Genomic DNA, 21,965 nt, shown 5'->3' on the forward strand with positions numbered 1-21,965 from the left:
ACCTCTCCGACAACGATCATTGGTCGAACCCAGCGTCATGTGGGCCGGTCAAAGGTGACCGGCCCACAACGATCAGCGCTGTTGAATGAGCAACTGTTCCATCTCGTTCAGGCTTTCCATGGCAGGCAAGCACTGAGCGACGCTGGCATTGGGTTCACGGCCTTCGCGAATGGCATTAATGAATTCACGATCCTGCAATTCGATGCCGTTCATTGAGACGTCAACCTTGGACACGTCGATGGGGTTTTCGTTGCCGTCCACCAGGTCGTCGTACCGCGCGATGTAGGTGCCGTTATCGCAGATGTAGCGGAAGAAGGTGCCGAACGGACCGTCGTTGTTGAACGACAGCGACAGCGTGCACAGCGCGCCAGAAGGCACCTTCATACCGATGCTCATGTCCATAGCGATGCCCAGTTCCGGGTGGGTTGGGCCTTCCATCGCCTGAACGTGGTTGGCTTTTTCACCGGTCTGGTACTGGAACAGATCGACCGTGTGGCAAGCGTGGTGCCACAGCAGGTGGTCGGTCCAGGAGCGTGGCTTACCCAGTGCATTTTTGTTGGAGCGGCGGAAGAAGTAAGTCTGGACATCCATTTGCTGGACCTTCAGTTCACCGGCCTGGATTTTGTTGTGAATCCATTGGTGGCTCGGGTTGAACCGACGGGTATGGCCGGCCATGGCGACCAGGCCGGTTTCCTGCTGAACTTTCACCAGCTCGCGGGCGTCTTCGATGTTATCGGCCATGGGGATCTCCACCATGACGTGCTTGCCCGCTTTCAGGCACTGGATCGCCTGACTGGCGTGCACCTGGGTCGGCGTCGCCAGTACAACGGCATCGACGGCGTCGTCTTTCAGCGCTTCGCCAAGGTCGGTGTGGAAGTTGTCGATGCCGCGCTCTTTGGCGAACTCAGCGACACCGTCTTGATCACGGCCGACAATGGAATGGACGTCGACACCGTCGATCTTGCTGAGGGCGTCCAGGTGTTTCATACCAAAGGCACCAGCGGCACCGGCTACACAGATTTTCATATCAATCCTCCGTTAAAGGTTGGAGTTTCAAGGCGGAAATCAGGGCGTCGGCGGTAACGCGCACATCGTCGTTCGCCGCCTCGGCCAGGTTCAGCTCACCCAGCCGGCGTTGCCAGCTGACCGTCCGTTCGGACAGTGGCTCGGCCATGCCCAGTTCATTCAGGAAATGACACACTTCGGTCATCTCGGCGGCGCGTCGGCCACCGTGGTTGAGCATGCGCTCAAAGTTGTAGGCGCTGCGTTGAGCCCAGTCAGCACCCGGATGGGATGCGTTCAATGACGCCAGGACATCGTCTTCGACACCCGCCAGCCGTCCTGCCAGCACACATTCGGCGGTCAGCGCTTCCAGGCCTTTAACCATGATCGATCGCACCATCTTGACCGATGAGGCTTTGCCAACCGGTCCAGCCTGGATGCTGGCGTTCAAGTTCAGGCGGTTCAAGGCGTCCAATGCCGAATCACAGTGCTCGCCGCTGATCAGCAGTGGCGTCCGGTTACGCGCGGGCAGTACCGGCGCCATCACGGCGACATCGACGTAGCGGCCACCGGCTGCGGTAATGGCTGCGGCTGATCGTTGCTTGGTTTGAGGCGCGCACGAGTTGCAGTCGAAAAACAACGCACCCGTGCTGAGCAACGCCGCCGCTTCGATGGCCACGGCATTGGCCTGGTCGGCGGTGACGACGGAAATGACCCAATCAGCACCGTTCAGCGCCTCAGCTAAACTGGCGCAGCCAATGACCTGAGCGCGTTGCAGGCGTTCGGTCAGTGCGCCGTCCGACTGAACATCGAAGGCGCGCACGTCGGCCAGCCCACTGCGATCCAGGCTGCTGGCGAAGGCCTCACCGGCTTCGCCGAAGCCGATAAAGGCAAGTGTTAATGCGCGGCTGTCCATGGCGGCGTTCGCTCAGCGCTCCCAGTAGAGGCGCATCGGGTTGTCGATCAGCAGTTTCTGGCGCGCAGCTTCAGTGGTGGCAATGCGTGGAATCACATCGACCAGCACGCCGTCGTCCGGCACATGCGATTTCATGTTCGGGTGCGGCCAGTCGGTGCCCCACAACACGCGATCCGGGAAGCGTTCAACCAGGGTGCGGGCGAAGGGTACGACGTCGTCGTATTCCGGACCGTCGATGGTCAGACGTTCCGGGCAGCTGACTTTGGTCCAGATGTTGGGGTTGTCTTCCAGCAGTTGGATAAACGACTGGAAACCCGTGCCATCGACGCCTTCGCTGACGTCTGGACGGCCCATATGATCAACCACAATGGTTGTATCAAACTGGGCTAACAGCGGCTTCAGACCTTCCAGATCGGGCGCTTCAAAGTAGACAACGATGTGCCAGCCCAGCGGTTTGATCTTTTCGTAGATGGTCAGGAAATTTTCCCATGGTGTGTCGTCGACCAGCCGTTTGACGAAGTTGAAACGCACCGCGCGTACGCCGGCGTCGTCCATCTTCTGCAATTCTTCGGTGGTGACTTCTTTGCCGACAAAGGCGACACCACGCGCCAGCTCGCCAGCGCTGTTCAGCGCATCGACCAGAGCGTCGTTGTTCTTGCCATGGCAGGACGCCTGGACAATGACATTGCGGCTGAAACCGAGGTGATCGCGCAGCGCGAACAGCTGGTCTTTGCCAGCGTCGCACGGCGTGTATTTACGCTCCGGCGCGTAGGGGAATTTATCTTCCGGACCAAACACATGACAGTGCGCATCGACGGCGCCAGCCGGTGGTTGATAGTCAGGTTTTTTCGGGTTGGGGTGAAACGGCAGATAGCCTTCGCTCATAGGCATGCGTTTTTGCTCCTAACCGGACAAGTTGCCGGTTGTTGTATCAATGCTGTGGATCCGGCCCGGTCGGCCATCACTCATTAGGGGTCGGCGTAAATCCGTCCATGGAGCCTAGGCCTCGGCATCCATGCCTCGGACTCCCCCTAATGAGTGATGGTCAACCTGACCTCAGTTTGTGGCGCTTGTTCAGGCGAATACGGTGCCGTCCATCAACTTGCGCGCGGTGCGCAAAATGGCGGCGCTGTCGACATCGCCCTGCTCGTTGCGCTTCAGTACCACCGTGGTTTCGCCACTGGGGTGTTCAATGGCCATATCGTCGCCGCTGATCTGCGCGACTTCGTGCGCGACCGAGCCTTCAATAGCGCAGGCCGTCGCCACCGACACCGCGCCCAGTACGCCAATGGAGGCGTGGCAGCGATGCGGAATAAAGGTACGGGTGGAGATCACACCACCGTTGGTCGGCGCGCTGACCAGACTCATCTTGGGCACGGTTTTTTCGGTCACGTCGCCCAGGTTCATCAGGTAGCCGGCTTGCAGGCGGATTTTTTCCAGACGCGCTTTTAGCTCGTCGTTGGCGTCCATTTCCTCACGGGTTTCTGTGCCGCTGATGCCGAAATCACGGGCGCGCAGCAGCACCGTCGGCATGCCGTTATCGATGCAGGTGACGCGCGTGCCTTCGATGGTGTCGTAGGCGTTGCCCGTAGGCAGCAGCGCACCGCAGCTGGAGCCTGCGGTGTCTTTAAAGGTGATCAACACCGGCGCTGAGGTGCCTGGCACACCATCGATTCGGGCATCGCCGTCGTAGCTGACCTGGCCATTCGGGGTTTGAATATCCGCGACCGCTACTTGCCCGGTGTTGGCCATAAAGATGCGCACCGAGGTTTCATCGCCCTGGGTTTCGACTAAGCCACGTTCAATGGCAAACGGGCCGACGCCGGCGAGCATGTTGCCGCAGTTTTGGGCATCGGTGACGATGGCTTCGTCGATCAGCACGTACAGAAACAGATATTCGACGTCGACATCCGGCTTGTCCGATTGACGGACCACGGCAATTTTCGAGGTCAGCGGGTCAGCGCCGCCCATACCGTCAATCTGGCGCGGGTCGGGCGAACCCATGATCTTCAGCAAAAACGCATCGCGTTCGGCGGTGTCCGTGGGCAGGTCGTCCGCCAGGAAGTAGCCGCCCTTGGAGCTGCCGCCGCGCATCCACATGCAGGGCGCCGACTTAGACATATTTCAGCCCTTTTTCTTTCAGGCGCGGGCGCATGTCGTAAATGTCCAGGCCCAGTTCGCCATTGGCCAGACGGACGCGTTTTTCTTCCTCTTTGGCCATGCGCTCGCGGGATTTTTCCAGTACCTCGGCGGCTTCTTCGCGGCGCACGACGCAGACGCCGTCGTCGTCGGCAACGATGATGTCGCCCGGATTGACCAGCTCACCGGCACAGACGATGGGCACGTTCACAGAACCGAGGGTTTCTTTCACCGTGCCTTGTGCGAAGACCGCCTTGGACCAGACGGGGAAATTCATCTCGGTCAGGTCTTTGGTGTCGCGAACGCCCGCATCGATGATCAGACCAACGCCGCCGCGCGCTTGCATGGAGGTCGCCAAGAGGTCGCCAAAGTAGCCCGCGTTGGACGGCGAAGTGGGTGCCAGCACCAAAATGTCACCGGCTTTTACCTGCTCGATGGCAACGTGCACCATCCAGTTGTCCGCCGGCGGTGCAGAGATGGTGACGGCCGAAGCCGCCAGCATTTTGCCCTTGAAAATGGGTTTCATGTAATCAGCCAGCAGACCTTTGCGGCCCTGGGCTTCATGAACGGTAGCGACGCCACATTCGGCCAGACCGTCAATGATGGCCTGATCGGCGCGTTCGATGTTTTGCACGACAACACTCATCGGAAATGCTCCTGCGTTGAGTTCACCGCGGTCGGAAAATACTCGGGGAGTCCACCCGGCCGCCGGGTGAAAAGAACCGGCGGTGGCCGGTTCGAACTGTCAATAGAAAGGCCGGCAGGCAGCGCCGGCCGGACTCTAAATTAATCCCAGTGCCAACACCGGGAAGGCGATCAGCAGCGCCAGACGAACGATGTCCGACAGTACGAACGGCACTACGCCTTTGAAAATTTCGGTAATGCGCACGTCTTGTGACACCGATTTAATGACGAAGACATTCATGCCAATCGGCGGTGTGATCAGACCCAATTCCACGGTGATCACGGTGACGATACCGAACCAGATCGGATCGAAACCGGCCTGCATCGCCAACGGGTACACAATCGGTACCGTCAGCAGCAACATCGCGATGGAGTCCATCACCATGCCCAGCACAACGTAGAGCGCCAGAATGGCGAGCAGAATCATGAAGGGCGACAGATCCAGGTGCGTGACGATTTCGATCAGCGTCTGGGAAATGCGTGATACCTGCAGGAAGTAACCGAACACTTCGGCGCCGATGACCATAAAGAAAATCATCGTCGACATGATCAGGGTTTCCTGAATGGCATCGACAAAATCTTTCCAGCCCATGCCACGGAATAAGGCAATCACCAGCGCACCGGCGGCACCCACAGAGGCGGCTTCGGTGGGCGTGAAAATACCGCCGTAAATACCACCGATGATCAGCGCAAAGATGGCGCCGAACGGAACCAGACCTTTCAAACCCGCCAGTTTTTCGCGCAGGTTAGTGGCTTCACCCGGGGTCGCCAGTTCCGGCTTCAGCGCCACGGTCACAGCAATGGCCACCATGTACAGCACCAGACCGAGCAAGCCGGGAAGGATACCGGCAATGAACATATCGCCGACCGACTGTTCGGTCATCAGACCGTACAGCAGCAGCGCCAGCGATGGCGGAATCATAATGCCCAGGGTGCCGCCAGCGGCCAGCGTACCGGTGGCCAGCGAACTGGCGTAGCCGTTCTTTTTCATTTCCGGCAGCGCCACTTTGGACATGGATGCTGCGGTGGCCAACGACGAACCAGAGATGGCGGAAAACACACCGCAGGAGGTGACGGCCGCCAAGGCCATGCCGCCGCGCCAGGCACCGAACAAGGTTTTAGCACCGTGGAACAGTTCCGCCGACATCCGTGCTTTGGAGGCAAAGACCCCCATCAGAATAAACATCGGAATGGGGCTGAAGTCGTAGGAGGAAATGGTTTCAAAAGCGCCGTTTTCCAAAATGGAAATGGCCGGTTTAAAAGCAATGATCCAGCCGAAACCGACAAAGCCGGTGATGCCCATCGCCAGGGCGATGGGCATGCGCAGCGCGATCAGGCCGAACATGCCGGCGACGCAGAGGAAGCCGATGATTTCAGAACTCATGACTCACTCCCGTCGGTCAAAAAGAATTCTTCATACGCCAGCGCCAGACCGCGCAGGCCAAGCAGTAACATGCCGACGGATGCCAGGTAGTAGATGTATTGCATCGGAATCAGCAGGTCCTGAGAGGTTTCGCCGTTCATGGCAGCGCCCTGGCCGGACTTGATCAGCAGCCAGACCATCAGCATTCCAAATACGCCAAATAACAAGGTGTAGAGCCCTTTGAGCCGTTCTTTGATCCACTCGGGCAGGTTGTCGGTAAACAGATCGACCACCACCTGAGCGCGCGGCAGGGTGTAGGGCATGCAGTAGGCCAGAGATAGCAACATGCCCCAGCGCACCAGTTCAAAACTGCCGGTAAAGGTTAAATCCAGGCGGCCACCGGTCAGGCCAAAGAGAGAACGCAGTAAAATTTCAGCGAGCACGACCAGCATGGTCGCGATCAGGATGACGCCAGCAGCCAAGTTCAGGCCGTAGGCGGATTTTCGTATCCAGTCAATCAGGGTTCGCACGGGAAGTCTCCGATCAGCACGAGAGGACGATGTTAAAGGGGCGGCCGCAGCCGCCCCTTGCAACGTCGAGCTGGTTTCGTCGCCTTAGAGGGCGCAGTCGCCGCCAGCCAGTTCCAACGCACGCTCATAGGTAGCGCGTGCCGGCAGACCACGGGATTCCAGGTCGTCCAGGTAGGCCTTGCGACCCGCTTCGATAGCCGGAGCCCAGGCCGGGTTAGACGTGCCGCCTTCGATTTCGATGATTTCATCACCCAACTCAACCGCTTGCGCACGGCCACGAACGTCGAGGTTGTCAAAGACCTGACCGGCTTTAGTCGCCCAGTCCATACCGGAAACCGCATCGATCACGGCTTTGTTTTCAGCCGACAGGCTGTTGTACACGTCCTTGTTCATGGTGACCACGAACGACAGGGTGTACAGACCACCGATTTCAGTGTGGGTATCGGCCAGTTCGTTCAGGCGGAAAGACAGCGCGCCTTCCCACGGCAGAGCCACACCATCGATCACGCCACGCTGCATGGACGTGTAGGATTCCGGCGCGGCCATACCGACCGGCTGGGCACCCAGTTCACGCAGGATGTTTGCAACCACGGTGGTCGGACGGCGAATGCGCAGACCTTCCAGATCGCTCGGCTCACGAATGGTGGTGCCGTTGATGTGGAAACCGCCCGGGCCGTGAGTGAACAGGAAGACCGGGTGAGTATCGGCGTACTCATCCGCGATCAGACCTTCATCCAGCAGGCTTTGCACGACGCACGCGCCTTGCTCGCCACTGTCGACCACGCCCGGCAGTTCAACCACCTGGGTCAGCGGGAAACGGTTGGCGGTGTAGCCTTGAACGGTGGCGGTCACGTCCATAATGCGGTTAGTGACGGCATCGTACTGAGCCGGCGGTGCTGCCAGGGCGCCGCCCGGGTAGACTTCGACTTCGATACGGCCGTTGGACTCTTCCTCGACGGTATCCGCCCAAACTTGCATCAGATCAACGTGCGGGCCTGCAACAGAAGGCCACAAGTGACCAACGCGCAGGGTGACATCCGCTGCCTGGGCAGAAACGGCGGAAGCGGCCAGCAGGCCGATGAGGGTGGTGTGCTTAACAAACTTCAGCATTGTCAGTTACCTCATTGTTCTTGTTATAGGAGCAAGCTCCTACAGTGCTTCGAATGCGCTGTTAACGAAAAAGACGACTGCGACGGTTGGTCGGTTCGGCTGACAATCATCCTTGCTGCCACGTCTAACGACTCCGATCCGGATCAGGCCAACACAGCTACTGCCTTGTCTTAAGAACTCGTTTAAAAGTCTTTCGTTGCCAGCGCCTGCAGTTCCGATTCTTCAGTATTGTCGAAGGCAAGGCAATCAGCCATTTAGTTTTCCTTTAGAAGGTATTAGTTTCTGTTATAAAGTCAGTTTTTGTTCAGTTTTGGGGCAGGCCTGAAAGCCGCTTAAGCAGTGGCGCCTGTCCGATCCGGAGATGTTGGAATGCTCGATCATTTGCCCAACTTGCGCCATTTAAGGGCTTTTAGCGAAGTGGCGGCTAACGGCAGCATCAGTGCGGCGGCCGCACAGATCTTTCTGTCGCAGTCGGCGGTGACTCAAGCGATCGGGAAGCTGGAATCCAATCTGGGAACGGCGCTGTTCTTGCGGCGCCACAACGGCATGTTTCTGACCGATGCCGGGGAACTCTTTTCGACCCGGGTGAATCGGTGTATCTCATTTTTACGGGCGGGTCTGCGCGATGCGGTGCGGATTGGTGAGCGTAAAGACGCCGCTGAACGCCACACCAGCCATCCGCTGTATACCCTGATCACCAACGCTCATCTGCGGGCGCTGCTGGCGTTACAAAATGCCACCAGTTATTCCATTGCCGCCCGTCAGATCGGTATTTCCCAGCCGGCGCTGTATCGTTCGGCCGGTGAGCTGGAGGCGTTGCTCAATACCTGGCTGTTTGAAAAAACTAGTGTGGGCATCAGCCTGACGCGCGCCGCCTTGCGTCTGGCACGGGCCGCGCGGTTGGCCATTAAGGAAGTCGATCAGGGTATTGAGGAGCTGCACGAACTGGAGGGGGCCGATTCGGGCAGTATTCAGCTGGGTTGCATGCCGCTGGCGCGCACCTATGTCGTGCCCGCGACCATTACCCAGATGGCGCAGTTTAAGCCGGACGTCAGTGTCGGAGTGATTGAAGGGGCCTACGACGACTTGCTGGGCCGCTTGCTGCATGGCGAACTCGATATGCTGATCGGCGCCTTGCGTGACCCGGCGCCGAGTCCGGACATTCAGCAGGAACAGCTGTTCATTACCTCCATTTCGGTGGTGGCGCGCTCGGGTCATCCATTGGCCGGGCGCCAGAAATTGACGCTCAATGATCTGCACGGTTATGGCTGGGTAGTGCCCCGGCCGGGTACGCCAGCACGGGGCTTGTTTGACCAGGTGGTCGCCGATCAGGATCCGTCGGTCTTGCGCGGGGTGGTGGAATGCAGCTCGCAGATTGTCATCCGCGAACTGCTCACCGACTCCAATCGGCTGACCTTTATTTCCTCGCATCAGGTTCAGCACGAAATCCAGGAAGGCATTTTGAGTGTACTCGACACCCAACTGCCATTGACCGAGCGGCCCATCGGTCTGACCACTCGCACCGACTGGCGGCCGACGCCGACGCAGCAGTTGTTTTTGTCGATGCTGCGTGAGCTGAGCCGACCCTTGGCCGCCGCCGAAGCGGGCTAACTCAATGGCAGTGTGTGGTCGAGTTGCAGGGCGGCAATAAAGTCCGGGTCGTGTGACACCACCATCAGCGTGCCTTGATAGTCTGCCAGCGCCTGTTCCAGCAACAGTCGCGACTCCAGATCCAAATGGTTATCCGGTTCGTCGAGCAGCAGCAGGTCGGCCGATTGTTCACCAGCGGTGACTGCCAGCAATGCCACTTTTAATCGTTCACCGCCGCTGAGTTGCCCGACCGGGCGCAGCGCATCATCACGACGCAATCGCATGCCCGCCAGCAGCGTGCGCAGATCGCTTTCGCGGCGGTGTGGATGCAGCCGCAGCAGATTCTCGGTGGCTGATTGCTGTGGGTCGAGCAGCGAGAAGTGTTGGTCGAGGTAGCGCACTGTACCGTGTCGGTCGCACTGTCCGTTCTTCGGCTCCAACTGACCGGCGATGATTTTCAGCAGGGTAGATTTGCCGCTGCCATTGGCGCCGTCCAGGTGCCAGCGCTCGCCTCCGTGCACGCTGAGTGTGATGGTTTCATCGCACCCGAAGGGCAATTGCAGGTGATCCAGATGCAATCGCAACCGACCGTCGCTGCTGGCTGATTGCAGGCTGACTCGCTGGGCTTTGATCTGCTCCACCTCGGTTTTTGCTTCCTTCAGTTGATCGCTTAATTGATCGCGGCGTTCGCCTTGTCGACGCTTCAATGAACCCAGGCTGGTTTCGGCGCGGTTCTTTTGGGCGTCGAGTAACAAGGTGCTCTGGCTGCCGGATTTACGCTGCTGTTCGCCACTGCGTCGTCGTTGCGCTGCCTTTTGCAGCTCGGCTTGTTGGGCGCGTTGCAGCTGTTTCTGTTCATTGCCGAGGCGCTCGAGGCGGGCTTCAGCAGCAGCGCGCTGGGCGTCGGTCTGAGCGCGATAGTGATCGTAGTTGCCGCCGTATTCGGCCAGCCCCAGGTTGGTCAACTCGAGAATGCGGTCGACCTGGCGCAACAGCGTTCGGTCGTGACTGGCGATGAGTGCGCCGCCCGGGTGCTGGGCCAGGGCGTCCAATAACCAGGCACGACCGGCCCGATCCAGATGGTTGGTGGGTTCATCGAGCAGCAGATAATGATCGGGACGCAGCAGCGCCCGGCACAACGCCAGACGGGTGCGTTCGCCGCCACTGAGTTCGTCGATGCTCGCATCCAGCGCTTGATGGAGCCCGGCGCGATCGAGCAAAGCGCGCCAGTCGGCCGGTTCGTGCCAGCGATCGGCAAGCCGGTCGAGATCCTCTGGGCTGCCTTGGCCCGCTTCGACGCGGGCGAAAGTATCGAACAGCGCACCGACGTCCAGTGCATCGACCAGGCGCGGACCATTGAGGCGATCGAGTTGTTGCAACCAGAGTGTTGGCACGTTCCAACTGACCGAGCCGCTCGTGGGTCGACGTTCTCCTGCAAGCATCGACATCAAGACCGATTTTCCCTGACCGTTGCGGCCCACCAGGCCGGTCAGCCCCGGTTGCAGGCTGGCGGAAAGATCGGCGAACAGGGGGGTGTCGTCGAAGTTGACGGTGAGGTGGTCACAGTGACCGAGTGTGGATGGCGTAGGCATAAGCGATTCCTGTCAAAAGCGACAGATCGCGTTTAAGCAAGCACAACGGAAAGATAGCAAGGCAGAGCGAAACCGACGCGACCTGTCATCACACAACAACCCGGTGGTGTCACCGGACGAGAGCGAAGATGAGCAGGCTTAGTTCATGGGCGTCGGGGCCTCAGTGATTCAAAACACGCGGCGATACTAGCACAGCCTGGTGATGGCGACGAACTAGAGCGCCGACAGGGTTTGGTATTCCTCCAATGCAAACTGATCGGTCATGCCGCTGACCATGTCTTGCAGCAGCCGGCAGCGACAGTAGGCTTCCCACAATTCAGCATCGGTTTGGGGGTGCTTACGCAGCTGGTGGTAGGCGGCGACGTGCTTGTTGGGCAGTCGCTTAAACAACAGCGATTCGACCAGCAAGCCTTTGCGTTCGCCCTGGCACAACCGATCAAAATCGGCCATGGGCAGCATCAGCAGCGGCCGGTAATGATCGAGCAGGCCGTTAATGATGGTGTAGCCCTGCAGCTCGAGCGTTTCCACTTCCGGCACCGAGAAGATCGATTGTGCGGCCACGGTTTTGAACGTTTCAATCACCGCATGACAGGGCGAATCGTCTTCCAGCAACGCCCGGTTTAAATGGCCGTGATAGATGGCCTCGATGTGATCGACAAAGGCTTGGGCGGCGTGTTTGACCAGCGGGTGAATCAATTGCACGCGCAGCCACAAAAAGAACTGGTGGTCTTTGTTGATGTCTTCGTCATCGGCGCGCTGGACCGCGTAGTCGACGATGTTGCGGAAGGATTTGTCGCCAAAGGCCGACTGGCGGTAGTCGGTGGGTAAGCGCTCGCCAAAGGCGTCGAGCAGTTGGTCGGCGACCTGACGGTAGCTGAGAATGCCTTTGTCGACGCCGTCTTCGATGTCGGCCAGGCAATAGGCGATGTCGTCGGCCGCCTCCATCAGATACGCCAGTGGGTAGCGATGCCCCGGCTCCAAATTCAGCGCGTGTTGCAGCGCTTCGACGTAGGGTTGTTCCGATAAGTAATAGCCGGGTTTTTTCTTCAGGTACGACAGCGGATCGCCAATTTCTGGGCGCTCATCGGTGGCGCGGCGGGTGTATTTCAAAATGCAGGCGGCCTGGCTGTAAGTCAGGTTGAGTTTGAGCAGGTTGCTCACCAGCCGAATCGCCTGAGCGTTGCCTTCGAAGGAACTCAGTTCCGTGATTAAGGCCTTCGCTTCGCTCGCTTCCAGCCGGAAGATCGGCACCGCCTCAAGGTTGCGGGCAAACCAGTCGGAGATAGCCGCCTCGCCAAAGTGTCCGAAAGGCGGATTGCCGATGTCGTGCATCAGACAGGCCATTTCAGTCAGGCTTTCCAGCGCCCGTTCCAGCCCAGCCAGACCGTATTGCTCGGCGTCTTTACCGAGCAGATCGAAGACGGTGCGCACCAGAAAACGGCCGTTCTGCTGCACTTCCAGTGAATGCGTCAGACGCGAGCGAACGGCGGCATTGCGCTCCAGCGGAAACACCTGCGTCTTCTGTTGCAGTCGCCGTACCGCGGCCGACTGAATGATGCGGCCGCGATCGCTTTCCAGTGCGACCTCAAACTGAGCAATGCTTTTGGCGTCGACGCCTTGGTGATCAATACCGGGCTGTTGGCCTTTTTGCAGAAAAGGCCGTTCCTGAGAAAGTTTGTCGCGAAAGTTGATCATCGCACGCTGCCATCAACGGAAGAACCGCCAAGATACCGAAGCTGCTGTCAGAACAACACCGTGCCGGCGTGGATTAAAACAACAGCCACAACACCACGGTCAGCGACAGGAAGGAACTCAATGTCGCCACCACCAGCGTTGCGGCGTAACGGCCGCCCGCCACGTAATGCCCAGCGAGCACCGGATAGATCGACAGCATGGGCATGGCCGCCGCGAGAATGGCGATGGTTTGTAACTGCCCATCGAAGGGCGGTAGCCACCACACCATCAACGCAACCAACGCTGGATGCAGCACCAGTTTGGCCAGCGTAATGATGGCAATGGCGCGTCGGTCCCCTTTTATCTGCGTGCCGACCAGCGAGCCACCGATCACAAACAACGCCACACCCGCTGCGGCTTCGGCGAGAAACTCCAGACTGCGGTCAATGACGCCCGGCAGGGTTAAACCGGTCAGACTGAACGCCAGGCCCGCGAGAATGCCCAGCAGAATGGGCTGAGTGAACAGGCGGCGCACGAAGTTGATCAATACCTGGCGCGTCGAACCGCCTTCGGCCAGTGCCCGGTTCAACTCCAGAATCATCAGCGTCAGCGGCATGATCAGCAGATTCTCCACCAACAGTGTCATGGTGAAGGCCGCTGCTGGCAGGGTTCCGAATACCTGCAGCAAGACGGGGTAACCGATAAAGGCCGAGTTACAGATAGCGCTGCCCAGGGCATTCAGGGTGGCGGCGCTGGTTTGGCTGCCGAACGCGCGGCTTAGGCCAAATACCAGAGCGAACGCCAGTAAGGAGCCGCCGCCATAAGCGGCCAGGTAGAGTGGTTCGATCACTTCCCGAATGGGCGTATGCGCCAGGGTCGAGAAAATCAGCGCGGGCAGGCAGAAGTAGAGAACGAAGCGTCCCATACCCGGAACAGCACTTTTGGGCAGCAGTTCGGTTTTAACGGCGGCGAAGCCGATGGCGATGACAATAAAGATCGGGCTGATGATGGGTAGAACAGCAAACATGGTGGCTCCGCTGGGTCTTTAACGGCGCTCAAAGCAGGCGTCGAGGCCCGGCAGTCTAGCGTAACAAGATGTTAAAACCAGAGGATGAACCGATCGATTTAAAACGACCCTCATTTTTCAAAACGTGGAATGTTATTGAATTGGTTCGCAAAACTGTCTAGCGTTCGCATCGCGAAATGTCGAATCACATACAATAAGAGGACAACAACAATGACCCGCATTTCTGCCCAGGCTGCTGTTGCGGCCATCGCACTGACCACCATCGGCGCTGTTTCGGCCGAAACCATTCGTTTTGCCCATGTTGACCCGGCGGAATGGACGCAATCCAAAAAGGGTGCGGCCAGTCAGGTGTTCAAAAACCTGGTAGAAGCGGAAACCGACATCAGCGTTGAGCTGTATCCGGCTGGTTCTTTAGGTGGTGAAACAGAACTGATCGAAGGCGCTCAGGACGGCAGCATCACCGTTGCCATGGTGTCCGGTGCTTATGCCAATTTCTGCCCGGCTGCGGCCGTCACTGATATTCCCTACACCTTCCCGAACGCGCCTCTGGCCTGGGAAGTCATGGACGGTGAATTCGGTGATGCCCTGGCAGCGCACTGCCTGGAACAAACGGGCTTGCGTACCCTGGCCTACGGCGAAACTGGCTTCCGTAATTTCACCAACTCGGTCCGTCCGGTCGCTGAACCTGCTGATATGGCTGGTTTGAAGTTCCGCGTACAGACCATCCCGCTGTACCTGGAAATGGTACGTGGTTTGGGTGCTGAGCCGCAGGGTATTGCCTGGGGTGAAGTCCCGACTGCTTTGGCGACCGGTGTGGTTGACGGTCAGGAAAACCCGATCTCCGTTATCTACAGCAACAATTTCTTCGAATTTCAGGATTACCTGACGCTGGATCGTCACGTTTATGGCGTCGACCACATCCTGATTAACGATGAATTCTTCCAGTCACTGGACAGTGAACAGCAAGCCGCAGTTCAGCGTGCTGCCATTGTTGCCGGAACCACTGGCCGCGCGATTCAGCAGTTCGGTTCTGCCGATGGTATCGCTAAGCTGGCGGCTGAAGGCATGGAAATCACTCAGCCAAGCGCCGAGCAGATGGATAAATTCCGTGCTGCAGCGCAACCGGCTGTGCAAGCCTACCTGCGTGATGAGCTCGGCAGCGATGCGGTCTGGATTGATCGCCTGGCTGACGCAGTTGACGCTGCTCAAGGCAACTGATTATTTGATGCTGTCTGGGTCGCCCAACGGGCGACCCTTATTATCACTGCCTACTCTCGTTGCGGGAAAATCTGACTCATGTTGAGTGTTTTAACTTCGCTTAGGCGCTGGCTGATGCGCATCAATGCCTTTGGCGCAGGCTTGATGATGCTGCTGGTGTTCGGCATCGTTTTCGCCAATGCGGCCTGGCGCTATGGCGCAGGCAAATCCATTGTCTGGGGTGAAGACATTGCTGTCTTTGCGATGATTTTCGGCATCATGTTCGGCATGGCACTGGCGTATCTTGAAGACGGCCATGTGCGCTTTCACTTTGCCAGCTCACTGGTGCCAAAACGGTGGCGCCTTGGCCATCGTGTATTAATCGATATTCTGGTTTTGCTGGTGGCCATTGGCCTGACCTGGTCGGCGTTTGAGTTTATCGCCAGCCGTGGCGGTCGCATGTCGCCAAGCACCGGTATTCCCATGGGTGTGTTTCAGTCGGCCGTCTTGATTGGCGGTGTATTGTTATCGTTGTCAGCGCTGACTATGGGACTGTGGCGCTTCGTTGAAACGGAGGCCGCGTCACAATGACTTACGCTATTTTATTGCTCACCTTGCTGCTGGGTGTGCCCTTTGCATTCGCCATTCTGGCAGCACTGCTGTATTTGATGCTGACCGGAGATTTTCCGTACCACATTCGCATCGTCGCTCAGCAAACTTTCTCCGGTTTGAATTCGTTTCCGTTGTTGGCCGTGCCGCTGTTTATTCTGGCGGGCGAGCTGATGAACGAAGCGGGAATTACCCGGCGCATTATTAACCTCGCCAATGCCTTGGTCGGGCGCATGAAAGCCGGCCTTGCACAGGTGAATATCTGGGCGTCGGTGATCTTTGCGGGTCTGTCCGGTTCGGCCATTGCCGACACCTCGACGCTGGGGCGTGTGTTTATTCCGTCGATGGAAAAAGAAGGCTACCCACGGGCGTTTGCAGCGGCACTCACGGCGGCGTCGTCGGTGATCGGGCCAATCATTCCGCCCAGTATTCCGATCATTATTTATGCTCTGACGGTTACCGGTGTTTCGGTGCCGGGCCTGTTTATGGCGGGTATCGTGCCGGGCTTGTTACTGGCCTTGGCGCTGTCGATTTATGTCTGGTTGTTTGCCGGTAGAATCGGTGCCAGCAAAACCTTGCAAACCGGTTCGCGTCGCAAGGCGGTATTGTCAGGACTGGTGCCATTGTTTATGCCGATCTTTGTGGTTGGTTCCATTCTCGGCGGACTGGTGACACCGACAGAAGCCGCGTCGTTTGCGGTGGTGTATGCACTCATCGTTGGCGTGGTGTTCTACCGCTCTATCACCATAGGCAGCTTGCCGCGTATTTTCTCGCGCGCCATGCGTGACAGTGCCGTCATCATGATCATCATGGGCGCGGTTTCCGCGGCGAACTGGGTGCTGACATTCAATCGTGTGCCCAACATGATCACTGAGTGGGCATTGGCGACGGTCGATGCACAGTGGACCTTCCTGCTGGCGGTGATGTTGCTGTTGCTGGTCGTGGGTTTATTCCTCGAAGGCATTGCCGCCATTTTGGTACTGGTGCCGATTCTGCATCCGATTGCAGTGGGGCTGGGTATTGATCCGCTGCACTTTGCCATCGTCGTCGTCTTTAACCTGATGATCGGTTTGATTACCCCGCCTCTGGGGCTGTGTTTGTTTGTCTCCGATGCCATTGCGCGAACTGGGTTGGCTGCGATTATTCGCCATTTAATGCCGATGTTGCTGGTGGAAATTCTGGTGTTGCTGGTCATTGTCTTTGTGCCTGATCTGGTGACCTTCCTGCCTCGTCTGGCTGGCTATTGATGCCTTTTATTTTGGATTGGAGCTGACATGAAATGAGCGATTTTCCCGTGACCACTGAAGAAGAATTGCCGCTCTACGAGCAGATGCGTAATGCGCTGATTTATGGCAGTTATGAACCTGGCCAGAAACTGAAAATCGATGTCTTAAAACGTGATTTTTCCGCGGGTCAGAATGCCATTCGCGAAGCCTTGGTGCGTCTGAGTGTTGAAGGTTTGGTGGTGGCGGAAGACCAAAAAGGCTTTCGTGTCGCCCCCGCGGGTTTGAACGAACTGAAAGACCTGGCTTACATGCGCAATCTGTTGGAGAGCGAAGCGGTGGGTCATTCCATCGATGTTGGTGACTTGGAATGGGAAGGCCGGGTTGCCGCGGCCATGCGCAAGTTGCATCGCACCGAAGAAGCGTTATTGAACAACGAAACCAGCGTCGAATTATGGACGCGTTATGATCAGGAATTTCATCTGGCGTTGATGAGCGCCTGCGGTTCAAAACTGATGATCCGTACCTATCAGGATTTGTTTTTAAAATACCGTCAGTACGTGGTGCGCGAACTGAAAACCCAGGGCTTTCGCGGCCGTGAAATCATTGCAGAACATCTGGCGATTGGTGAAGCGGCTCTGGCGCGCGACAAACAACGGTGCCTGGCACTGCTGCGCGATCACGCCAATACCTATCTCAACCGCCAGTTAAAACAGGAGCGGCACTGAGATGTTTCCTTCCATCGCCACGGTTTGCCTCAGCGGTGCGTTGCCGGAAAAACTGGATGCGATTGCGCGCGCTGGTTTTGAAGGGGTTGAGCTGTTCGAGAATGACTTAACCGCCTTCGACGGCAGCGCTCGTGAAGTGGGTGAACTGATTCGTGAACGCGGTTTGAAATTAGTGACCTTGCAGCCGTTTCGAGATTTCGAAGGCCTGGAAGGGGACGATCGCCGGCGCGCCTTTGATCGCGCTGAGCGCAAGTTTGATCTGATGGAAGAACTGGGCACGGACTTATTGATGGCCTGCAGTTCAGTGCATCCGCGTGCCCTGCCGGGCATTGCGCGTGCGGCGGACGACTTCCATGAACTGGGTGAACGCGCCGCCAAACGAGGCTTGCGCGTCGCCTTTGAAGCGCTGGCCTGGGGTCGGCACATTCATGATTATCGCGACAGTTGGGAAGTGGTGCGTCGAGCGGACCATTCGGCGGTCGGTCTGGTACTGGATACGTTCCATATTTTCTCGCGCGGTACCGAACTGGGTACTTTGGCGGGCATTCCCGGTGACCGGATATTTCTGGTGCAGACTGCCGATGCGCCACGCCTCTCGATGGATCATCTGTCCTGGAGTCGTCATTACCGCTGCTTCCCGGGTCAGGGCGAATTGCAGATGCGCGACTTTATGACTGCGCTGGCGGAAACCCGTTACGACGGTCCACTGTCGCACGAAATTTTTAACGATGTATTTCGCACCGGTCGCAGTCGCCAAACCGCTCGCGATGGTCTGCACTCCTATAAATTATTGAAGACCATGACCGGTACGACCGACGTGCCGGCGGAACAACCAATTGAAGCGGTGGAGTTCATCGAGATTGTCACGACGGACGATAAGATCGACGGACTGCGTGATACCTGTCGCGCCCTGGGCCTGGCACCTCTGGGCCAGCATCCGACCAAAACTGCCGAACGCTGGGGTGTCGAAGGTGTCAATCTGGTGCTTAATACCGAGCGCGATTTTGCCGAGCGTTTCCACGGCGGTCGTCAGACCGCGGCCGGTGCTTTTGGTCTGCGCGTGGGCAACAGCTACAACACCATTCAGCGTGCCCGTGAGTTGGGTTACCCATTGATTGAAGCGGCTGACGACAGCACCAGTCATGGCATGACCGCGCTCGACAGCACGGAAGGTTCGCTCGCCTATTTACTCGATGCGCCTCTGGCCAGCCGAGTTTGGGACACCGAATTCAGTGTGGATCGTGCCGCTCCGCAAGCCGGTTTGCTTAAGGCTGTCGATCACCTCAGTCTGTCGTTGTCCTATCACGATTACCTGTCGTTGCTGCTGCAATATCGTGGGTTGTTCCAGTTGGAAACCACGGCCTCTTTTGACGTCGCCGATCCGCGTGGCTTGATTCAAAGTCAGGTCTTACACAGCGCCGGTGGTGACTTCCGTCTGGCTCTGAACGCCAGTGCGTCGCCCGACACTACGAGCAATAAATTTGTGCGCCGTCACGGCGGTTCGGGTGTGCAACACATCGCCTTGGCCAGCAGTGACATCATCGCCAGTGCCGAACGGTTGCAAGCGGCGAACGTTCCGGTGCTGGAGATCCCCGATAATTACTATCGTGATCTACAGGCTCGCTTCGACCTGGACGATGCCAGTCTGGCTGATCTGCAACGGCTGAACATCCTGTATGACGAAGACGACGCCGGTCGTTTCTGGCAGCTCTATACCCAGCCGATTCACGACACCTTCTTTTTTGAAATCGTCCAGCGCGATGGTTACCAAGGCCTTGGCGCTCCCAACGCCTTTGTCCGGGTGGCCGCGCAACGCCGCGCCGAACGCGCGACCATGACTGAGGAACTGTAAGCATGTTGAAGTTGGGATTGATTGGAGAAGGCATTGGCCAATCCAAGTCCCCAGATTTACACCAGCGACTGGGTCGGTTGGTGGGTATCGATACGGACTATCAATTGATCGACTCGCTCAATGAAGCGGATTTCGAGTTTGTCTCGACGGTGGCGCGTGTGCGTCAGGCGGGTTTTCGAGGGGTCAACGTGACCTTCCCGTTTAAAGAGGCGGCGCTGAAACTGGCCGATCATGCGGGCGAAGGTGCGCGTCGAGTTGGTTCGGCGAATACGCTGTTGTTTGAAGAGTCTGGTATTCGCGCTGAGAACACCGACTACACCGGTTTTGTCAGTGCTTACCAATACAGCTTGGGTGAACGCCCGGTGGGAAAGGTGCTGCTCGTGGGTGCCGGTGGCGTAGGCCGTGCTGTGGCCTGCGGATTGGGTGAGTTGGGTGTCGAAGAGTTATTAATCGCTGAGCGTGACAGCACGCGTGGCGAAGCGCTGGTAGCGCATCTGGTTGGCCTGGGCATAAAGGCCCGTTTCGTCAGCGCGGCCGATGGACAGGCCGCGCTGGCGCTTTGTTCCGGCTTGGTGAATTGCACGCCAGTAGGACATCGTAACCATCCGGGGTGTCCGGTGGACCCGAGCCCATTGACGGCGAATCACTGGGTGTTTGATGCGGTGTATATTCCCGCCCACACCGAACTATTAAAGGCGGCCGAGGCTGCGGGGTCAGCCGTGCTCAGCGGTGTGGATTTGTTCGCCTTTCAAGGCATTGACGCTTACCGCTTCTTCAGCGAAGGCGTGGTCGACCCGGCACAGCTCAATAACGCGGCACGCGGCATCCGCGATCATTATTATCAGCAATTAGTGCTGAGCAAGGATCACTCGTAAGGTCGAATCTTGGCCGATTCAAACCGGTATCCGGCGGTGCCGATGTCGGTCTCGGTCTGGGCGATGGTCAGAGTGCCTTCGGCCCAGTAAGGTTCGAACAGATTGTCGAAGGGAATCGCTTCGTCCAGAACCACATGCACGATCTGGTTAGATGGCGGTGGCGGGGTGTGAATGCAGGCGCCGTAGTAAGGCACCAGGAAAAATTCGCGCACCGCGTCACCGGCGTTTTCTAACGGCACCAGGAAGCCCGGCAGTCGACTGTCTTGACCATCGAGACTGGTGACCAGGGGGACGCGTGACATGGCGTCTTGCAGGTCAGAGAACAGCCGTTGCGCTTCCGGATCGTCGTCTTCCAGAGATTGAATATCGTAGCTGTCCAGGTCGATCTGATCGCGGATGCTTTGGAAGTCGAAATCCGCCGGTAATAAGTCATCCCAACTGAGTTCGCGATACGCCAAGTCTTCCGGATTGGCGATGGGCTCGATGGTTTCGCGGGGTTCCAGATCGCGCTCTTCTGCCGATAGCTGAGAAGGTGTCGTACCCAATTCAGGTTCAACGGCGGGCTGATTGGCTTGAGCCTGAATCTCAGCGTCGACGTCGTTTGCCGACTGGCCGCAGGCGCTGAGCAGCACCGTTAAAAATGCCAAACTCATCAGGGAAGAACGGATCGACATCGCACACAACCTGTCTGTGAATATGGGCGATACAGTATAACATTGGCGCTTAGGCGCAAGTCATCACGCCGGCCAGTTGGAGGGTTTACCCGGCCTTGACTGTTTAAGACCGGGTCCGGCGCAAACCGGCTCAGTTGGCTCTGGGGTGATAACGCCAGCCTTGCAGGGAGGACTGGTTGGCCAATTGTAGGTCGAACAATACACGACCGTCGGCATTGGTCAGCTCGGTGATCTCAACGACGCGAGTATAAAGACCTTTTTCCACTCGAATCATCTTAGGCAACGTCACTTCGCCCGCCGCAACGGTGAAGTGTCCATCGATCTCTTCCAGACGAATGCCACGCGCATCGCGACGAATGTCTTCGCGTTTCACAAAGCGGTATTCGCCATTGGGCAAGCGACCCAGAACAGCGTAAGTCTCTCCTTCCCGCACCACCATGCGCATGCGATCCACCTCGCCAGTGGCGACGTTCTCAACGCTGAAAATGTAGTTGTATTCGAGTTCGGCATCGCCTTTAACAACGATGTCGGTACCGAATACCACCAGACCTTCCTGCTCGCCTTCATAAGGCGAGACCGTTGGGCTGATACTGCAGCCGGTGAGAAATAACACCGATACGGCAGCCATCAGGCTGAGTGATTTCAAAGCAGACATAGGGCACTTCCGACAATGGATTAAACGGTGCCGCAGCATAACTCAGGCGCTGGCTGCTGTGCACCTTCCATCAGTCACGATTGCGAAGGGGGTGGCAGGGTCACGACATCGAACCAGTAGGTGTCCATGGTACAAATCAATTCGCGCAGGCTGTCAAAACGCAAGGGGTATCGTAAAACACTGTTGGCGCCGAACTGGTAAAGCATGCGGGTTAAGGCCGGGTTGTCTCCATCAATCAGAACCACCAGTGGAATGCTGCGCCAGCGCGGCAAGAGACGAATTTCTTCGACAGCACTGCGCGCCCGTTCTGAATCACCTAAATAGGCAATCAAACACAGGTCGATGCGTGCCATAGGCTCTGCGGTAACGCCCGGTCCCAGGGCTGCTTCCTGATATTGGTCGATGCTACTGTAGCTGTGGAGATGATGGCTGAGTTGATAGCCGGTTAGCGCCTGCTCAATGTGCTCCGCTAGCGCTGCGTCATCCGTCAGCAGCAGGAGATGGTGATTGCGATAAGCAGGCATG

Annotated in this window: 21 protein-coding genes; 7 read left to right on the forward strand and 14 right to left on the reverse strand. The window is 57.8% G+C overall.

Features of this window, described 5'->3' with window-relative positions; translation table 11 throughout:
* Nucleotides 1-72: 72 nt before the first annotated feature.
* The 8 genes from BGP77_RS06400 to BGP77_RS06435 all read right to left on the reverse strand — a co-directional run bounded on the left by BGP77_RS06400 (nucleotide 73) and on the right by BGP77_RS06435 (nucleotide 7,744).
* Nucleotides 73-1,026 (reverse strand): Gfo/Idh/MocA family oxidoreductase, encoded by a 954-nt coding sequence (locus BGP77_RS06400; protein ID WP_108163882.1) that lies wholly within the window; start codon nucleotides 1,024-1,026, stop codon nucleotides 73-75.
* Between the two features lies 1 nt (nucleotide 1,027).
* On the reverse strand, nucleotides 1,028-1,918 hold the full coding sequence (locus BGP77_RS06405) for an NAD(P)-dependent oxidoreductase (protein WP_108163883.1): 891 nt from the start codon (nucleotides 1,916-1,918) through the stop codon (nucleotides 1,028-1,030).
* A 12-nt stretch (nucleotides 1,919-1,930) separates the two neighbouring features.
* Nucleotides 1,931-2,809 (reverse strand): amidohydrolase family protein, encoded by an 879-nt coding sequence (locus BGP77_RS06410; protein ID WP_370446828.1) that lies wholly within the window; start codon nucleotides 2,807-2,809, stop codon nucleotides 1,931-1,933.
* A gap of 183 nt (nucleotides 2,810-2,992) precedes the next feature.
* Nucleotides 2,993-4,039 (reverse strand): 4-oxalomesaconate tautomerase, encoded by a 1,047-nt coding sequence (locus tag BGP77_RS06415; protein ID WP_108163885.1) that lies wholly within the window; start codon nucleotides 4,037-4,039, stop codon nucleotides 2,993-2,995.
* Nucleotides 4,032-4,703 carry a 4-carboxy-4-hydroxy-2-oxoadipate aldolase/oxaloacetate decarboxylase gene (locus tag BGP77_RS06420; RefSeq protein WP_108163886.1) on the reverse strand — a complete coding sequence of 224 codons (672 nt, stop codon included), beginning with the start codon at nucleotides 4,701-4,703 and terminating at the stop codon, nucleotides 4,032-4,034. The genes BGP77_RS06415 and BGP77_RS06420 overlap by 8 nt, the downstream gene beginning before the upstream one ends.
* Nucleotides 4,704-4,838: 135 nt before the next feature.
* Nucleotides 4,839-6,125, reverse strand: a complete 1,287-nt coding sequence (locus tag BGP77_RS06425; RefSeq protein WP_108163887.1) for a TRAP transporter large permease — start codon at nucleotides 6,123-6,125, stop codon at nucleotides 4,839-4,841.
* On the reverse strand, nucleotides 6,122-6,634 hold the full coding sequence (locus tag BGP77_RS06430) for a TRAP transporter small permease (protein WP_108163888.1): 513 nt from the start codon (nucleotides 6,632-6,634) through the stop codon (nucleotides 6,122-6,124). The genes BGP77_RS06425 and BGP77_RS06430 overlap by 4 nt, the downstream gene beginning before the upstream one ends.
* Before the next feature lie 84 nt (nucleotides 6,635-6,718).
* Nucleotides 6,719-7,744: a TRAP transporter substrate-binding protein gene (locus BGP77_RS06435; protein ID WP_108163889.1), complete on the reverse strand. Its 1,026-nt coding sequence runs from the start codon at nucleotides 7,742-7,744 to the stop codon at nucleotides 6,719-6,721.
* A gap of 369 nt (nucleotides 7,745-8,113) precedes the next feature.
* On the opposite strand from BGP77_RS06435, the gene BGP77_RS06440 reads away from it, so the two are divergent.
* Nucleotides 8,114-9,355 carry a LysR family transcriptional regulator gene (locus BGP77_RS06440; protein WP_108163890.1) on the forward strand — a complete coding sequence of 414 codons (1,242 nt, stop codon included), beginning with the start codon at nucleotides 8,114-8,116 and terminating at the stop codon, nucleotides 9,353-9,355.
* On the opposite strand, the gene BGP77_RS06445 is transcribed toward BGP77_RS06440, so the two are convergent.
* The 3 genes from BGP77_RS06445 to BGP77_RS06455 form a co-directional block, all read right to left on the reverse strand.
* Nucleotides 9,352-10,926 (reverse strand): ABC-F family ATP-binding cassette domain-containing protein, encoded by a 1,575-nt coding sequence (locus BGP77_RS06445; RefSeq protein ID WP_108163891.1) that lies wholly within the window; start codon nucleotides 10,924-10,926, stop codon nucleotides 9,352-9,354. The two genes, BGP77_RS06440 and BGP77_RS06445, sit on opposite strands and share 4 nt — an antisense overlap.
* 213 nt (nucleotides 10,927-11,139) lie before the next feature.
* A complete protein-coding gene (gene dgt / locus BGP77_RS06450) occupies nucleotides 11,140-12,621 on the reverse strand; it encodes a dGTPase (RefSeq protein WP_108163892.1) in 1,482 nt (493 codons plus the stop codon).
* 73 nt (nucleotides 12,622-12,694) lie between these two features.
* Complete coding sequence (locus tag BGP77_RS06455; protein ID WP_108163893.1) at nucleotides 12,695-13,627, reverse strand: AEC family transporter; 933 nt, start codon at nucleotides 13,625-13,627, stop codon at nucleotides 12,695-12,697.
* A gap of 210 nt (nucleotides 13,628-13,837) precedes the next feature.
* Between BGP77_RS06455 and BGP77_RS06460 the strand changes: the two genes are divergently transcribed.
* From BGP77_RS06460 to BGP77_RS06485, 6 genes are all read left to right on the forward strand, one after another.
* On the forward strand, nucleotides 13,838-14,845 hold the full coding sequence (locus BGP77_RS06460; protein ID WP_108163894.1) for a DctP family TRAP transporter solute-binding subunit: 1,008 nt from the start codon (nucleotides 13,838-13,840) through the stop codon (nucleotides 14,843-14,845).
* Nucleotides 14,846-14,923: 78 nt separating this feature from the next.
* Nucleotides 14,924-15,415 (forward strand): TRAP transporter small permease, encoded by a 492-nt coding sequence (locus BGP77_RS06465; protein WP_108163895.1) that lies wholly within the window; start codon nucleotides 14,924-14,926, stop codon nucleotides 15,413-15,415.
* Complete coding sequence (locus BGP77_RS06470; RefSeq protein WP_108163896.1) at nucleotides 15,412-16,680, forward strand: TRAP transporter large permease; 1,269 nt, start codon at nucleotides 15,412-15,414, stop codon at nucleotides 16,678-16,680. Before BGP77_RS06465 ends, BGP77_RS06470 begins: the two co-directional genes overlap by 4 nt.
* Nucleotides 16,681-16,712: 32 nt before the next feature.
* On the forward strand, nucleotides 16,713-17,384 hold the full coding sequence (locus BGP77_RS06475) for a GntR family transcriptional regulator (protein WP_108163897.1): 672 nt from the start codon (nucleotides 16,713-16,715) through the stop codon (nucleotides 17,382-17,384).
* A 1-nt stretch (nucleotide 17,385) separates the two neighbouring features.
* Nucleotides 17,386-19,236, forward strand: coding sequence for a bifunctional sugar phosphate isomerase/epimerase/4-hydroxyphenylpyruvate dioxygenase family protein (locus BGP77_RS06480; RefSeq protein WP_108163898.1), 1,851 nt, complete (start codon nucleotides 17,386-17,388; stop codon nucleotides 19,234-19,236).
* Between the two features lie 2 nt (nucleotides 19,237-19,238).
* Nucleotides 19,239-20,111 carry a shikimate dehydrogenase gene (locus tag BGP77_RS06485; protein WP_108163899.1) on the forward strand — a complete coding sequence of 291 codons (873 nt, stop codon included), beginning with the start codon at nucleotides 19,239-19,241 and terminating at the stop codon, nucleotides 20,109-20,111.
* Here the strand turns inward: BGP77_RS06485 and BGP77_RS06490 are convergent.
* From BGP77_RS06490 to BGP77_RS06500, 3 genes are all read right to left on the reverse strand, one after another.
* A complete protein-coding gene (locus BGP77_RS06490; RefSeq protein ID WP_108163900.1) occupies nucleotides 20,102-20,785 on the reverse strand; it encodes a DUF3299 domain-containing protein in 684 nt (227 codons plus the stop codon). The genes BGP77_RS06485 and BGP77_RS06490 overlap by 10 nt on opposite strands.
* A gap of 130 nt (nucleotides 20,786-20,915) precedes the next feature.
* Nucleotides 20,916-21,440, reverse strand: a complete 525-nt coding sequence (locus BGP77_RS06495) for a hypothetical protein (protein WP_108163901.1) — start codon at nucleotides 21,438-21,440, stop codon at nucleotides 20,916-20,918.
* Between the two features lie 74 nt (nucleotides 21,441-21,514).
* Nucleotides 21,515-21,964: a hypothetical protein gene (locus BGP77_RS06500; protein WP_108163902.1), complete on the reverse strand. Its 450-nt coding sequence runs from the start codon at nucleotides 21,962-21,964 to the stop codon at nucleotides 21,515-21,517.
* Between the last annotated feature and the right edge of the window lies 1 nt (nucleotide 21,965).

The sequence above is a fragment of the Saccharospirillum sp. MSK14-1 genome, from assembly GCF_003054965.1.
Classification (GTDB): domain Bacteria; phylum Pseudomonadota; class Gammaproteobacteria; order Pseudomonadales; family Natronospirillaceae; genus Saccharospirillum.